This is a genomic window from Ktedonobacterales bacterium, assembly GCA_036557285.1.
Lineage (GTDB): Bacteria > Chloroflexota > Ktedonobacteria > Ktedonobacterales > DATBGS01 > DATBHW01.
Map to the genome: position 1 here is coordinate 20,320 of DATBHW010000060.1, position 15,550 is coordinate 35,869.

Consider the following 15,550-nt stretch of genomic DNA (forward strand, 5'->3'; position numbering starts at 1 on the left):
CAATCAGCGATTGGATCGGCTGCGCACCTGGGATCAAAAGCATGGTCCAAGCAATGTATCTTGAACAAACCTTGTCTTCAGGAGTGGGTATGAATCCGTCGGTGTATCTGATGCCACCGCTTCCCGTAAAAGCGGAACTATTTCGGCAGTTACTTGCTGGACCATATACGATGGAACTCTTCTTGGGGGCAACAGGGAAGCCGATCCTGGCGCTGGTCCTGAGCGCAGAACATCAAGACATTCGTGAGATACGTCTCGTTCGCCAAATCCTCAAACTGATTGCCCACGAACATGCAGAGCGTCTGGCGGTTGTTGACCTTTCTCCGATCCAAAGCGCCAGACCAACTAATTCAGTGTTCAGCTTGCAAGCAGACTTGCTGGTTGATCTGGATCGCTACGAAGTGCGTCGTGGAAACCAGCGCATCGCTTTGCGCGCCCGCGAGGCCGAGTTGCTGCGAATCTTATTGCGTCAGCCAGGCTGCTATGTTGCCGTTACTGTTCTTGCCGAGGCCATTGGATCAGAGGGTTCAGAAGAGTTTGAACACCCTGTTGAGGAGATGATTAGTAATATACGACGTAAATTAGGCGAAACCCTCTATCGTCCTAGACTTCTTCGCTGTAAGCGCCATGCTGGCTATGCCATCTTTCCTGAGAAGTCAGAGCCTTTGCCATTGGGAGCGCCTCCATCTGAACGATTAGGATGATATTTCAGTGGGGCCAGTGCTGAAGCAAACCTGAACCAGGGAGGAAGAAAATCTAACGCGCGCTGAACCTCGGATGAACCTTCGGCTGCATGCTTTAGGCAGAGAGGGGCTGGCCCTCTCTGAAGCGAAAGTGAATCCTAGACATGCAGAAAGGAATATCATCCATGTTCAGACGATACGCGATCAAAGGATTGCTTGTGCTGTCGCTCTTTCTCCCACTAATAGGCGGGGTTGTGCTGAGTACTGAAACAACGATAGCTCAGGGCGCTCTGATACGGCCCTATGGGAACTGCGCCGCTCCGCTCCCCCCCTGCTGGTAGCCCTGCCAAGCGAGCATATGCTGCTCATCGGCGCTCGCGTGTCAGCGAGCAGGAAGACGCCAGCGGCTGGCGTCTTCCTGCCTTAACCATCTTCAGAGACCCTCTATGAAGGCCCTCGCGCTGCAACCATCTGCCTCGTTTGACACTCCCTCTTGAGGTGCCAGCGATCCAAACTACCTCCTCCCAACAATCGCATAAGCATGTGCTCCTCCAGAGAGGTGGCTCTGCCAATCAGCATCTGTTGAGCAGCATGCCCTCCCCGAAACCTTATTTGTGTTTTGTCCCTACATTGCTTGATACTATGGCGTCCCTCTTCAAGATGCTCTGTTCGCTTGGGAGAGCAGAAGACATCTGCTGGAGTATAGCAAAGGCTTGCTGGAAGCGCCCCTGACTGGCTAAAAAATCTGCGTAGCCCTGGTGTACCTGGCCCAATATATCGCGGTCAGAAATCTGCCCGGCAGTCCTGATGGCTGCGTGGTAGGCGCGTTCCGCCGCCTCGTTTTTCTGCATGGCCGCATAGGCCAGCGCGAGTGTGTACTGAAGTTCTCCCACACTCCGGTAATCTTCACTTTGCTGTACTAGAGGCAGCCCTTCCTGGGCCGCCTGAATGGCCTGCTCTGGCGCGCCCCTGGCGAGGTGCAAATCCGCCAGGTTCGCCAGGGCGATCCCAACGAGGCGGGGATCCTTCACATATCTGGCGCCTTCCAGGCTTCGTTGCAGGTGATGCTCCGCCTCTTCGTATTCTTTTAGGTTGACAAGAACCTGCCCCAGGAGCGCCCGAATCTGTGCCAACAACTGCCTATTCCCATGCGCTCCCAACGCCTCCAATGCCTCCAGATAGCTCTTCCGGGCCTGCTGTAGATTGCCCTGTTCACGATAGGCCAGCCCCAGCCCCCAGGCAGCCAGGCCATGCTGGCGCTGATCTGCCCGATCATGGGCGGACTTGATCGCAAGCTGGTAGAAGACGGCTGCTTCCTGGTAGCGACCCTGAGCCAGGTACTCACGCCCCAACCCCTTATAGATCATCAACTTGAGGTCCGCATCGGTGATAATCTGCTTATCAATAGCCTCCCTCCCCTGGAGGTGGCACTGCAATGCCAGGGCTGTTTGCCCATCTGCGCAATAGGCAGTACCCAGGAAGCAGCGCAACCGCTCGACCTGTTCTGCCAGACGCGCGCGCTGGGAGTTCGGCGCACGCAGGTAGAGTGACTCTGCCAGGTGGAACCCGCGCTCCAGAAGGCGAATAGCCTCGTCGTTCCTTCCCTCCAGTCCTGAGGCCCAGCCAGCCAGCCAATACCATGTGGGGTAATGAACCAGGGGCCATGTTCCGGGCGGCTCATCCCTTCCGCCAAGCTCTTCTAATGCTTCATGGGGGCGGTCATTGCGAATGAAGTCCTCCGCAGCGCCAAGCCGCAACAGCGCCTCTGTTTCATCTGCCTGGCGTGCCTGATCAAAGGGACCACGCAGCAAGATGCTGCTTTTCTCCAGCGCCTCCAGATCAATTTTGCTCTCGCCCAACAAATAAGAGATTGGTAAGGCCAGGCGTTCTGCGAGCCTGCCGAGCGCCTGGAAAGAGGGCGTCAGTTTGCCGCGCTCAATTGCGGAAACATAGCTTTTCGAGTAGAAGTCCCCGGCAAGCTCCTGCTGGGTCAGATGAGCGGCCAGACGGGCGGCGCGGAGTCTGTGGCCTATGGTTAGTGGCTCCGTCTGGACAGCAACAGCCTGATCAGCAGGCGCATGTTTCGGTTGGCTCCCTAATTTGCTTTGGGCGAGTAGAGTCTTCTCTCCATCAATCATGACATGATTTCCTATTAAGCACGGGATTTCCTTTCCAGCGGCCCCTCTTCTCCACTTCTTCCTGGTGTGGACTGCTTTCCCTCCGATTAGAGGAGATTTGCCAGTGTGCTAACTAACCGCTCGTCTGGTCGGGTAATCTCAGAATACAGTCCCTGTCAATATTTCATGATTTTCCCCATGAGGAGATGTTTTGGCGCATGAGGTTAGTGAGGTGAATTCACCCTCGGTGGTTTTTGAGGTACACGCAGGTATAGGGGTGCTTGATGCGTTTAACCCTCATGGATCCGCTGTACACTTTTGCGCCCGCTCCGTCCTCCGCGTCTACTCCACACGCTATCGAGATAGGGCAGCGTCATATGCTCGCACTGAGGGGTGAGGCTATAGCAATGGCAGACAATATTCTGGTTTTCCCCGCCGCTGCGCCGACTTGAGAAATGTGCAACTGATTCAGGACCACACCTCGCGTAGATTCTCGATAATGAGGACCAGCCCGATCACCACCAGCGCCACCAGCGCCACCGGGCGCAAGAAGGTAATGAACAAGACCAGCATGCTGAACAGAGCCAGCGCCACAACCACCGCGCTCACCAGCGTGCGAATGGAGCGACGAAAGAGCGCCTCCATGAAAGCGTAGATGCCCAGCAGCACCAGCAGCCCCGGCCCCAGGTCTTGCGAGAATTGGGCGAGGATAACAAAGGCCACCAATAGCACGCCAATACTGATCGCGCTCCAGGTCTGCGCCAGTCGGCTAAGCCTCAGATCAACCGGGCTGGTGGGCAGATGGGGATGATGCAGGTGTACGCGGGGATCACCGGGATCGCCAGCAGCAAGCTGGGTGGCATACTCGGCGCAGCTTGCCAGCGCCAGTTCGTTCGTCTCCCGCCGGGCCTTGAGCTGGTCGAGTTCTGCGCTGCCCTCCCGAATCGTGCGCTCCAGGTGAGTCGTCTGTGCCCGCAGGGCTGGCTGGTTATGGATCGCCGCCGATTCCATCTCCAGCCTACGCTGGCGATCTGCCAGGTCTGCAACCTGCCGCGTGAGTTCCTGCTGCTCCTCACGCAGGCGCTGCTGTTGCTCCTCCAGCACTGCGAGCGCCCTGGCGGGCGGCGAAACTTTGTCCAGGCCGCTCCACCCCAGTGGGTCATACCACGCCTTCCTCACCTGTCCATCGCGCTGAAACCTGGGTCCTGTAGGGGCGTCTTCGCCCGCAAAAGGGTCGCCGATGTAGCGGCCCCACAGGCCCCGATAGCCATCAACCCAGACTGGCGCTGGCCTATCGGCAACCGCTTGAAGGGGGCAGATCTCCCAGGCGCGCTCTTGCCCCGGCCCGATGCGCAGCCCATCGCCGCGCGCGTAGTCCACATAGGGGATGCGAAAGAGTCCCGGTACCGCACCAGCCGCCGGCGCGTTACCCTGGCCCAGCCGCGCCCACACCCGCTGGACTCCTTGCCAGAGCCGGATGAGGCTGGCAGTATAGGGCAGTATTGCCGTCGTCAGATATTCGCCGGGGAAGTAGTAGGAAGCGTGCGAGCCTGCACCGACATAGACGAGCGGGTGTTCGCCCACCCGCGCCAGGTCTGGGTCGTCCCAGCGCCTGCGCAGTTCATCGCCCGCATCGTTGTGCGCAGCATAGGCCAGCCAGACGGGCTGAATCGCGCCCTGCCCATCCTCTGCGGCGTAGACGGTAATCATCTCCCAATCAGCTTCGTGATCGTTGACCCCCTGGAACGAGGAACGCCAGTCGTTGTAAGCGTAAAAGAACCAGTATTGCAGCGCAATGTAGCCATGCTCGCGCACCACCCGGCCATGATAAGCGTAGCGCGTCCCCTGCGCCTGGAGCGCCTGATAACGTATCGCGGAGCTTGCCGCCAGCCCCTTTGGCGCTCTGCCGCGCAGGACCAGAGAGAGCGAAAAGAGCAGATCGCCCAGGCGCGCTGTCAGGCCCACCCGCGCCAGCCGCCCTGGGCCTCGGTGAAAGTCCTTGAGCGTCGAACTGTGACGAAACTGGCGAACTTTCCCCGCTGGAAGCGGATCGGCTACGCTCAGGTAATACACCGCCCCCGGCGCGGGAGGGCGGCGCTCAACCAGCAGGTCAGCAGTAAGCTGGCCGCGCGCTACTACGTCCTGGGGGTCTTCATTGGGGCGCTTGATGCAGAGTCCTGCCACGGCCAGGTAGCAACCGGCATCCATCGGGTAGAACTGCTCTCCCCGGTTAAAGCAGAGAACCGGCTCGAAGCGACGCATCAGCGCCAGATCAGCAGGGGAAAGGAGGGGGGTTGTCGCCATATCAGAAGGAATGAGGAGGGCCATCGCTGCTGCTCCTTATGGTTCACGGCTCCAGCGCACCGGGCGGCTCAACCGCATCTGTGCTGCCAACGGGTTCAATGTGTATGCTCGCGGGGACAGCGGAAGACCTCGGCTCGATGCTGAACGCCTCCCGAATGGGCCGCTGATTGAGATAGAACACTAGCAGTGCTGTGACAAACAGCACCAGATAGGCAGGACGCCCCTGGAAATAGTTGCTGAGTTGAATCACCAGTTCACAGCCCAGCAGGAGCATACCTATCAGCCAGGCCCAGGGCCGCAGCCGCAGCATGCCGATGCCGCTCACCAGGGCAAATACTCCAAGGGCCGCCTGCGCAGTCACCAGAAACAGATCGAGCATCGACAATCTCCCCAGCGCGACTACCAGCGCAGGTGGCACATTGCCGGTATAGTGCAGCAAGCTCAGGACCAGCAAAAATAGGCTCAGCCCACTCACCAGAAGTCCGAAAAGTAGGATCAACACCGCGAGAATCGTCACGCCCAGTGGTCGTCGTTTCATGGCCGTGCTTTCCAGCAAAGAATCATGCAGTTTGAGTACTCGATAAGGTCGTATAGCATCAAGGAGTATGCCAGCAGTGAACCCGCTCATTAGCCGCGCTGATTCGGAAAATTGGGAATGGCGAAACTCGGCGATGTAGATCATTACAGCCGCGTTCGCATCTACCGAACGATGGTTGAACGGTATTACTAGGATTCAGCCGTTACTCCTGACTCCTCAGTACCCCAGCCAGAGGAAACCTGCGCCCAGCAGCATATAAATACCAAGCGTGGAGACGACAAAAAGTGCCACCAAACGAGGTTGGAGGATGCGGCTGAGAACGATTACCTCCGAGAAGCTGACGCCCGATGCGGCCAGCATAAAGGTGAGGACGATGGGAATAGCGGCTCCCTGTTGGATCAGCGCGTAGCCGATTGGGATGAGCAGCAAAATATCGGCATAGATCACACTGCCCAACAGTGCGGCGGTCGGGATGCCCAGACCAATGCCCAGGCGGCTGATCTGGATAACGGCTCCAGCGGGCGCCAGCAGATCGATCACGATGCCTGCCAGCGTGGCAAGCGCCAGCCAGGGGAGCAATTTCCACAGCAGTTGGCGGCTGAGCAGTGTCGCCTTGCGCAAGGCGACACGGGCATTGCCCGGCGCTGGCTCATCCTCCGTCATCCAGAGATAATCGCGCAGCGCCCGCTCGCGTGGGATGCGCCCCAACAGCCAGCCAACGGCGACAGCGGCAATCAGACACGCGCTGCCATAGAAGAGCGCAGTTCGCCAGCCAAATACCACCAGCAGCAGAATGACCGCGCCAAGGTTCACGGTAGGTGAAGCCAGCAGAAACGAGATGGCCGGCCCCACTGGCACATCCACTTCCAGCATGCCCAGGAAGAGCGGGACCGCCGTACAAGTGCAAAAGGGTGTGGCCGCGCCCAGCAGCGCCGCTATCGCGTTGCCAACAAGCCCTGGCTGGCGGGTAAATACCTGTTGCAGCCGCGCAAACGACAGCCGCTGCTTCAGGTAAAAGGCCAGCGTCGCGCTGCTGAAGAGCACCATCAGGATCAGCGCCAGCAAGACTGGAAACGCCAGCACGCCTCCCCAGGGCTTTGCTGAAGGGAGCAAGCTCATGCTTCTGCCTCACGCTTCGCGGCTGGACGTGCTGGCAAGATCGCTCTGCTGCCGCGCATCTTGGTCATATATTTGGGCCGATGCAGCGTGTTGTAGGAGCAGAAGGGCATAATCTTGCCATCGGGCAAAACATGGTGGACGCAGCACTTTTTGGCCGAGCGTACATCGAAGTTCCAGGCATCCATAAAGGAGATGATCACGATGCGGAACATATTCTCATACAACACGCTGCCATGCTCCTTCTGCGAGAGCGCCTGGGGCATGGCTGGCAGACAGCAGCTAAAATCGCGCAGCGCATTCACCGTACTCAGCGGCATGGACGCCGACCAGAGCCGGTTGAGGGCCGAACCAACGACCATCTTCACATCATCCACGCGGAAGTTAATCTGATTGCCAATGGCATCCAGATAGGCTTTGACATCAATATAGCGCGGCAGCGGCTTGACCTTCTTACCCTTGACATAGGCGTAGGTCATGCTGATGCAATCGCTGTGGCAAGGCAGCGGCACAAAGTCGCTGGCGCGGAAGATGCCTCCGGTTTGCTCGGCAATAGCATGGATCACATCAGGCGTGGTGGTCCGGTCAAGCGGATCAAAGTCCTCATGGCGGCCCACATTGGTGATGGGCTGGAAGGTGATACCGCGCACCATCTTCTGCGCCAGGCCGAACGTGACGATCTCGCCAATCTCATCTTCATTCACGCCGCGTTTGATCGTCGCTGTCAGGTTAACAGGAATCTCGTATTTCGTCAGGTTGGCAAGCGCCTTTTCTTTGATCTCGCGCAGGTCCAGACCTCGCAGCGCCTCATAGGTGCTCTGGCGGAAGCCATCAAACTGTAAGTAGACCTCAAAGTTTCCCTTGAAGGCGCTCAAGCCGCGCACAAAGTCTTCATCGCGGGCGATGCGCACACCGTTCGTATTAATCATCAGCGCCTTGATACGCTTTCGCTTTGCCAGCGCCAGCACCTCCAGTATCTGCGGGTGGATGGTCGGCTCCCCACCGCTGAACTGCACCACATCGGCATAGCCCTCGTTCTCTACGATAGTATCAATCATGCGCTCGACCTCATCCAGCGGCGCGTAACGGCCAATATCAGAATCGGCAAAGCACGTCGGGCAGCGCAGGTTGCAGGCTTCGGTCAGTTCTATGAGCGCCAGGCACGTATGCTGCTCGTGGTCGGTACAGAGGCCGCAATCCAGCGGGCAGCCCTGCTCCACTGGCGTCTGGAAATGGCGCGGCAGCGTGCCGGGCTTGTTGTACTGACTCTGACTCTGATAATAGGTTGCATCCGAGGAAAGCAGCGTGCGCATCGCGCCATGCTCCGGGCAGGTCTTGAGGAGATAGACTTTGTTGTGCTGAATAATCACCTTCGCCTGAATGACCCGCAGGCATTTCGGGCAGAGGCTATTGGTCAGGTTATGGTAGATATAGGGCCGATCTTTGCGTGGTGGAAAGGTCTCTTCGATAGCCGGGATCGCCTCGGCTGCGGCGAGAGCTTCCTCCTGAGTCTGAACGGTGGTTTTGCGCATGCGTAGCGCCCCTTTTCCTGGCTTCATAGGTTGAATTTCTCCCTTCCTCGCTTCACAACTTCAGAATAATGGCTGGCTGAAAACGATGACGACACAGCCGATGAAACCGATTACCGGAGAGGCCAACACGGTCGTCAAAAGCCCGTAGCCCACAAAGCGGACCTTGCTGATAGAAAGACAGACAATCATGGCGATGATCGAAGCGATATAGAGCGCAAGGCTCACGTAAAGTAGGTTGATTGCTAAATTTGAGGTTGATTGCTGGGAAGTGAGGCCAATAGCGAGAAAGAGGACAAGCAAGGGAATGAGTCCCAACCCCAGGCCAAGGAAGTACTGGCGTCCCTTCCGCGCGCCATCCTGTGCTGGAACGGGAACGGCTGAGAGTTGAACAGGTGACTGTGATGCTGAAACCGTAGCGGACGGCTCCTCTGGCGCAGCAGGCGGCGGCAGTACACGATCACAATGGATGCAGATAGCCGACATGTCGTCATTCTGATAACCGCAATTTGGACACAAGCGCATACGGTGCTTTCCTCTCTACTCGGAGAGCGCATTGGTATGTACCTATCGAGCGTCGTAGCTAGGCCGCCTCAGCCAGCGGTTCTGCGGCCTCCGCGATTTTTGCCTTTCGGTTCTCGCGGTAGGATTTCCAGAGTTGGTAGCCAAAAGTAAGGAGGGCCGGGATGTAGAGCACCTGCACCATTGTCAGGCCCAACAACACGCGAGGATCGGCGCGAGTGAAATCCACCATAAAGCGCAGGCTGCAATAGCTCACCACGTAAAGCTTAAAGAGGTCGCCAGGGCGAGCCAGCTTCCCACGCAGCCGCCAGATGACCGCAAAGAGGAGGAGATCGAGGATCAGTTCATAAAGCGCAGAGGGCTGACGCCAGACGCCCTGCTGGAGAATCGCCCAGGGGAGGGTGCTGGGCAGACCAAATGGGTCGCCGCCAAGGAGATTGCCCAGCCGCCCGATGGCCTGGGCCAGCGGCAGCGCCAGGACAAAGATGTCGCCAGTGGAGTAGGTGATATGGTTCCAGCGTTTGACGATCAGCACGCCAGCGTAACCGCCAAAAAAGCCACCAGTCCACGCCTGGCCGCTATACCAGAGATAGGGCAGGTCTTTGACGAACGTGGCCGGGCCGAGGAAGATCAGCATACTGAGTTTAGCGCCGATCACCCCGCCAGCCAGCGCCCCCAGTGCGACACGCAAAATGGCTTCGGTCGCGCGCTGCTGGCGTCTGGCTTCGTAATAGGTAATAACGCCACCAACCGCAAAGGCGCACAAAAACAGGAGCGAGTAAGTAGAGATGACGAGGGATCCCAGGTGTAGCCAGGGGTACATAGATGACTCCCTTCTGTTGCTTAGCGCCTGAGTGGTATAGTCACAGCACCTCGATCCTGCGCTAGATTGCGCCTAGTATACGACCTCATCTATGGGAATGCAACCCCTCTTTTCTTGGGGATCGTCGTCTAGAGGGAAGGTAGCTTTATCAGGAGAGCGAAGTGGCGTTCAGATATAGGCTTTCTGGACAGCGATGAGCTGGCGAATGCCCTGCCCGGCAAGGTCTAACAACTCTTCCAGTGCTTCGCGCGAGAAAGGGTGGCCCTCAGCCGTCCCCTGGACCTCAATGAACTCGTCCCTACCCGTCATCACCACATTGAAGTCAACCTGCGCCCGCGAGTCTTCGGCATAGTTCAGATCCAACAGCGGCACAGCATCAATCACCCCCACACTGATCGCCGCCACTGCCGTCTGCACAGGATGTCCCTTCAGCAGCCCTTGCTTCAAGAGCGTGGTGCATGCGCGATGAGCCGCGATATATGCGCCAGTAATCGAGAGTGTGCGCGTGCCGCCATCAGCTTGCAGCACATCGCAATCTATTGTCAGGGTGCGCTCCCCCAGCAGCTTCAGATCGAGCGCCGCGCGCAATGAGCGCCCGATCAGGCGCTGAATCTCCTGTGTACGCCCGCTGGGCCGTCCAACCACCGCTTCACGTCTGGTGCGCGTTTTAGTGGCGCGCGGCAGCATGCTGTATTCCGCCGTCAGCCAGCCCTGGCCGCGCCCTTCCAGAAAAGGAGGCACGCCCTCTTCGATACTGGCGGTGCAGAGAACGCGCGTCTCACCTGCCTCAATCAAGACCGATCCTTCGGCGTATTTGAGATAATCCACGGCAACCTTGAGAGGTCGCAGTTCATCTGGCGCTCGACCATCCACACGAGCCATCGCTACTCCTCATGCCCTTCTTCAATCAGATCGCGGCGGGCCGCGTCTGCCAATACATCATTATTCTTAATCTGCTCGAACGGAGTATGGCAGGTCCGACAATAATACTGGGCCGTCAACAACTGCGAGCCAAAGAGCGAGAAAAACTCTGTCTCCCCTGATCCGCAATAGGGGCAAATCGCTCTCTGCGCCTCATCCTGTTGGAAAAGCGAACGCTCAGACATGAGCAGGCTCCTGTTGTAAGCGACGGCGGCCAGCATCCCACTTTTCCCAGGGCAGGGCTGATGGCGCCACCCAGCGGCCAGCAGCTTCTTGCTGTAATAAGAAAGCCTGCGCCAGTTCGCTCTCCAGAAGCGCCGGACCCACGCGCTGCAACCAGTGCTGGCGCAGTTCCTCCGGCCCACCCGCCAGGACGCCCCCCTGGCGCAAAAGCTCCCCGCGCGGATCATCAATCGGACCAAACCAGCAGAGCGTTTCCAGCCAGGCCCGCTCCAGCGCCGCCGCAAGTGCGCCACGCACCGAGCCGCCTGTGCGGGCAAGCCGACGCACCCAGCCCTCGCTATGCAGCGCGTGTACCTGCTCTTCTTGTAACACCTTTCTGGCGCGCCCCCGCAGCGGCTCAAAGCGCGATTCCTGGGCAAACTCGAAGATCACCGAGAGAGCCGTATCAAGCAAAAAATTAGCAGCAATAAAATCAGGCCAGCCCGTAAAGGGGTGATCTAAAAAGGCCACATTGCAAAACCGGGTGCGCGTCTCCGGCTCATACTCGGCAGGCTGCTCCTTTGCCTGGGGAAAGTCTTGCAGCAAGGGATAGATCGCGCGCGTGTGTCCAAGCTCATCCTGGGCCATCGCCGCCGCCGCCACCGACGATTCCAGCGTCGGCGCGCCATTGCACCACTCGGCATAGCGCCGCCCCAGGAAATACTTGTTATCGGCCAGCGCCGCCAGCAGATCAAAAAGCGCCTGCTGCTCGGTTATTTCATTTCCCATCACCTGTTCCTCCTGCGGCGCCGGATTAAGGCTTGATAACGGAGAGAAACGCATCGCGTGGAGCGACGACCATCTCCACCCAGGAAAACTCATCATAGATGCTGCGGGCATAGACTTTCGCCAGTTCGGGGTCATCGGCGGCAATCGTACCTACCTGATGCAGCGGCTCCTCGTATTTACGCCGCGCAAAGACTTCCCACAGCTTTGTTTCTGCCACGACCTTGAGTGGCGTTGTCTCACTCATAGCCCAATCCCCCACATACGCAGCGTGTCTCTGCCTTCTTCACTGAGCCGGGCAGGCGTCCAGGGCGGATCCCAGACCACCTCAATCTCCACCTGCTCTACTCCAGGTTCCTGAAGCAGCCGGGCGCGTACATCATCCAGAATCATTTCCATTGCTGGGCACCCCATCGCGGTAAACGTCAGCTTGAGCGCCACGGTCCCCTCGCGCCGTTCAAGCGCCACCACCAGCCCCATATCCACAATGCTGATGGGTAGCTCAGGATCGTTCACTTCGCGCAGAGCCGCCCACAACGCTTCACTGGAATCTGCTTCATCCGGGCGAAGAGTATTTTCTTGAAGGCTTCCTGGGGAGCGATTCATCTGCCGGTTCTCTGGCTGGAGCGGATTTTCATCCTGAGAGGGTACATCCCGCGCCAGCGCAAAAGGAATGCTCATCAGCGCGCCTCCAGCAGTTGCTTCAACTGTTTATTGCCCCGCTGAATCATAGAGACAAACTCCTCATTCTTCGGCCCCCGTGCCTTCCAGCGCTTCATCACCTCATCCCAGCTAATCTGCCCAGCTTCCAAGTCCCAATGCTTGCGCTCAGCGTCGAAATGCGCTGGAAACGGGCAATCAACCACATACATATCTTGCGCGGCGTCATAATGGGCGGGTACCTTAAAATGCAGTTCCTCGCACAACGGCACCGCAGTGCGCATCCAGGTCTGGCGTAGCTGGTCGTTGGACTTGCCCTTAAAGCCATAATCAAGCTGCTCGCCATGCTTCTTAAGCTCATCCGGCAGCCCGAACCACTCCACCGTCAGCAGGAACATCCAATCAATGGCCCGCTGAATCTCTTCATGCGCAGCGGAGTCCTGGCTCAGCCTGCGCATCCATTGCTCGCCATGTCGCAAATGGAAGGTCTCTTCTTTATCTACCTTCACCAGCGCCCGCTTCCAGGGGCCAAAGGTGCTACTCTCAAACACATCGCCCAGCAACGTATAGCCCGCGCGATCATAAAAAGCGTTCGCCATAATCAATTCCACCCAGCTATCCAGCGGCACATCGAAGGCATATGGATACTTGAATTGTGACGCCGGGCGCTCGTAGATCAGCCATTCGGTATCAACCCCCAGATCGCGCATCAGGCGATAGGCGATATGGGCGTGGCCCAGTTCATCCTGAATAATGGAGATGGCCGAACCAAAAGCGTTGAGGTTGGGCGCATGCTGGGCAGCGTGGAAGTAGGCGGGCGCGCTAATCAGTTCGGTATCCGCCGAAACGGTCAGGATACGCTTCATCCCCTCAATATACGTGGGACTCATATGCTCCACCGACTCGACAAGCTGCTTGTTGCGGATGCGCTCCAACACCGCCGCATCCGATTGGATAGCCGTCGCCATTGCGACACCTCCTTTGGGTCTCATGGACGCCAGCACACCCGGCGCAGACAAGGACGCGCGCAGCCCAGGCGAGAGTGCGGGCGCTCGGCGCCCGCATGCGCCCGCCGTCGCAGGCGATCCCTTCTCCCCATCCTGGCGTGAAGGCAGCGCAGCAGATGAAAAACGAAGCCGATTGATATATCCAAATAGAGATATGATTTATCTATAGCTTATGGCGTAAAACGCTTCTTGTCAAGAGTCAGCAGGTCGGCAGCTTAAAACGCGCCGACTACCCCTTGCGTTCGCCCTCTGACACCTCGGCAGGCCGACGCCCCTCGATACGCTCGCGCAGACGAGCGATAGCCCGTTCTGTTACCGCCAGATCAGCGCGCAGTGTCTCTTCTTTATATTCACGAACCAGCAGTTGATATTCCAGCAGGTGCGGGCGACGCGCTGGCCGCTGGGTATAATGCTGACGCACCCATTCCATATGCGTCAGTTGAGTTTCAATCGCCTGTCGGTGTTCCATCAGGTGGCGCAGCGCCGCCTCATCCGTCGTCTGGCCGCAAAAGAAGAGCCTGGCAAGAAACTCGTCCTTGGTAAAGCGTTCTGGAGCCGGTTCTTTCAGCCAGGCATCAAGTTCCGCCTCGCCCTGGGGCGTCAATCGGTAGAGTTTACGATTGGGGCGGTGCTGCTGAATGACGAGTTCAGACTCAACCAGCCCATCGTGTTCCAGCGCCTTTAAGGTCGTATAAATCTGGCTGTTGCCAGCGTTCCAATAGCTGGCAATCGCGCGATCAAAGGCTTGTTTAATATCATAGCCGGTCATGGCTCGCGCGCCCAGCAGGCCAAGAATAATAAACCGCAGTGTATTGCGCGTGGCTGGCTGTTCTTCTGGTTGCGCGCTTTTTCCATTCAGGTGACGAGCAGGCATGAAACGATCAGCTTTCTGGTGTAAGTCAGATCACAGCTTTTTGGAGCGCCTTCTCGGCGGCTCAGCGCCCTGCGAGTGTGGGCGTATGCTTTCTCTGCATGCTTTCTCTCAGGGCCGCGCAACCAAAGCGCAAGCGCCTCGAAAAAGCAGATCGCCCGCAATGCCTCGCTGCTGCGTATCGTATCACAGAAAGGATTACGGGCGAGATCAACAATTAGTGCAGCATGAGTGACAGCAGATAGACGACACCAACCGAGAGCAGGTAGCCAACCAGCAGCCACGAGCTAAAGCGCAGGTGCAGTCGCAAAGTTTGCTCCACAACCAGATGGCTGGCAGCAGGCGTCTCGGCGCGCAAGATACCTGTAACCACCACAAAGAGGTCAGGGATGGTCAAAAGAACCAGCAGCAGCCCATGCGGTTTGCCATGAGGAAACGCAGCCAGGGCGATCAGCAGATAGGGGAGCAAGACCAGCGCCAGATACAGTGCCCGCCCCATCTGTGCGCCCAGAAACGTGACCAGGGTACGCTTTTTGGCGGCGCGATCAGTTTCCAGATCACGTAAGTTGTTCGCCAGAATTACCGCAGCAGCCAGCGCCCCCAGAGCCAATGCGAACGTGATCGCCAGCGGGCTGACTGGCGATCCCTGAAGCTGAACGCTGCTGATTAAGGCTGCCGGACCCATCACAAACCCCACGATCAACTCGCCTAATGGCAAGTAGGCCAGTGCGTAGCGCGTGCCGGAATACCAATAAGCCAGCAGGAGTGATGCGCCGCCCAGCGCCAGAACACCCCAGGTACGTGCCGTAAGTGTCAGAATCACCAGGCCAAGAGCGCCAACACCAAGGAGCAGGAAACCGGCGCGTCGAACGCCTTCGGCGCTCAATAATCCTTGTTGAATGACCTTGCTAGAACCCAGGGCATGCTGCCCATCAGTTCCCCGCAACACGTCATACGACTCATTCAGCAGATTGGCGGCGGCATGCAGCGCCAGGACAATCAGGATCAAGGCCAGCAAGCGGATGGGATGGAAGACGGCGCTGCTGCCAAGCGATTCCAACCAGGCGATGATCGCGCCCAAGACAACAGGCATCACAGACAACCAGAGCGTGGCCGGGCGCAGAACGCTCCACCAGCGATCGAACTGCCCAGGCAACGATGGTAGCTCAAGAGGCAGACCGCTGCGCTGGTCAGTCGCTACCAGCGCCTGCTCTATCGCAACCCCCGTCGTGCCAGCATTCAACCCATCTGACGGAGGAAGTGGCAACGTCCTGCGTGGCGGCAGCGGGGGAAGCGGGGGAAGTTCAGATGCCTCCAGAGAGGCAGGGGCGGCATCCTGGGTATCGGCAAGCGCAGGCGGCTCAACCGGAGATGGCCTATCATTAGCTCGCGAATAGTTTGTATTGAAGCGGTTTCCAGTACTCATGGCTGATTATTGACTCCTGTAGGACGCTTTATAGTAAACCTGATATGTAAGTCGCTTGCGCGTATTTGCCTTGCCAGAGCAAATA

At 58.1% G+C, this 15,550-nt stretch carries 16 protein-coding genes; 1 reads left to right on the forward strand and 15 read right to left on the reverse strand.

All coding sequences use genetic code 11. The features are described 5' to 3' along the window. Positions 1-89 precede the first annotated feature (89 nt). Complete coding sequence (locus VH599_17945) at positions 90-704, forward strand: winged helix-turn-helix domain-containing protein (GenBank protein ID HEY7350206.1); 615 nt, start codon at positions 90-92, stop codon at positions 702-704. Between the two features lie 587 nt (positions 705-1,291). On the opposite strand, the gene VH599_17950 is transcribed toward VH599_17945, so the two are convergent. The 15 genes from VH599_17950 to menA form a co-directional block, all read right to left on the reverse strand. After that, positions 1,292-2,821: a tetratricopeptide repeat protein gene (locus VH599_17950; GenBank protein HEY7350207.1), complete on the reverse strand. Its 1,530-nt coding sequence runs from the start codon at positions 2,819-2,821 to the stop codon at positions 1,292-1,294. A 447-nt stretch (positions 2,822-3,268) separates the two neighbouring features. After that, positions 3,269-5,128, reverse strand: a complete 1,860-nt coding sequence (locus VH599_17955; GenBank protein ID HEY7350208.1) for a hypothetical protein — start codon at positions 5,126-5,128, stop codon at positions 3,269-3,271. Positions 5,129-5,147: 19 nt separating this feature from the next. Next, a complete protein-coding gene (locus VH599_17960; protein HEY7350209.1) occupies positions 5,148-5,642 on the reverse strand; it encodes a hypothetical protein in 495 nt (164 codons plus the stop codon). Between the two features lie 216 nt (positions 5,643-5,858). Next, positions 5,859-6,761, reverse strand: a complete 903-nt coding sequence (locus VH599_17965; GenBank protein HEY7350210.1) for a permease — start codon at positions 6,759-6,761, stop codon at positions 5,859-5,861. Further along, positions 6,758-8,317 (reverse strand): radical SAM protein, encoded by a 1,560-nt coding sequence (locus VH599_17970; GenBank protein HEY7350211.1) that lies wholly within the window; start codon positions 8,315-8,317, stop codon positions 6,758-6,760. Before VH599_17970 ends, VH599_17965 begins: the two co-directional genes overlap by 4 nt. A gap of 33 nt (positions 8,318-8,350) precedes the next feature. Then, positions 8,351-8,812, reverse strand: a complete 462-nt coding sequence (locus tag VH599_17975) for a hypothetical protein (protein ID HEY7350212.1) — start codon at positions 8,810-8,812, stop codon at positions 8,351-8,353. 58 nt (positions 8,813-8,870) lie between these two features. Next, entirely contained in the window at positions 8,871-9,632 is a 762-nt protein-coding gene (locus VH599_17980; GenBank protein ID HEY7350213.1) for a prolipoprotein diacylglyceryl transferase family protein, read from the reverse strand. A 168-nt stretch (positions 9,633-9,800) separates the two neighbouring features. Next, positions 9,801-10,514 (reverse strand): ribonuclease PH, encoded by a 714-nt coding sequence (gene rph / locus VH599_17985; protein ID HEY7350214.1) that lies wholly within the window; start codon positions 10,512-10,514, stop codon positions 9,801-9,803. 2 nt (positions 10,515-10,516) lie between these two features. Further along, positions 10,517-10,738 (reverse strand): hypothetical protein, encoded by a 222-nt coding sequence (locus tag VH599_17990; protein HEY7350215.1) that lies wholly within the window; start codon positions 10,736-10,738, stop codon positions 10,517-10,519. Then, positions 10,731-11,504, reverse strand: coding sequence for a Phenylacetic acid catabolic protein (locus VH599_17995; protein HEY7350216.1), 774 nt, complete (start codon positions 11,502-11,504; stop codon positions 10,731-10,733). The genes VH599_17990 and VH599_17995 overlap by 8 nt, the downstream gene beginning before the upstream one ends. Before the next feature lie 25 nt (positions 11,505-11,529). Continuing rightward, positions 11,530-11,748 (reverse strand): hypothetical protein, encoded by a 219-nt coding sequence (locus VH599_18000; protein ID HEY7350217.1) that lies wholly within the window; start codon positions 11,746-11,748, stop codon positions 11,530-11,532. Beyond that, positions 11,745-12,182 (reverse strand): metal-sulfur cluster assembly factor, encoded by a 438-nt coding sequence (locus VH599_18005; GenBank protein ID HEY7350218.1) that lies wholly within the window; start codon positions 12,180-12,182, stop codon positions 11,745-11,747. Before VH599_18005 ends, VH599_18000 begins: the two co-directional genes overlap by 4 nt. Then, entirely contained in the window at positions 12,182-13,129 is a 948-nt protein-coding gene (locus tag VH599_18010) for a Phenylacetic acid catabolic protein (GenBank protein ID HEY7350219.1), read from the reverse strand. The genes VH599_18005 and VH599_18010 overlap by 1 nt, the downstream gene beginning before the upstream one ends. Positions 13,130-13,397: 268 nt before the next feature. Continuing rightward, positions 13,398-14,042: a PadR family transcriptional regulator gene (locus tag VH599_18015; protein ID HEY7350220.1), complete on the reverse strand. Its 645-nt coding sequence runs from the start codon at positions 14,040-14,042 to the stop codon at positions 13,398-13,400. A 214-nt stretch (positions 14,043-14,256) separates the two neighbouring features. Next, positions 14,257-15,465 (reverse strand): 1,4-dihydroxy-2-naphthoate octaprenyltransferase, encoded by a 1,209-nt coding sequence (gene menA / locus VH599_18020; GenBank protein HEY7350221.1) that lies wholly within the window; start codon positions 15,463-15,465, stop codon positions 14,257-14,259. Between the last annotated feature and the right edge of the window lie 85 nt (positions 15,466-15,550).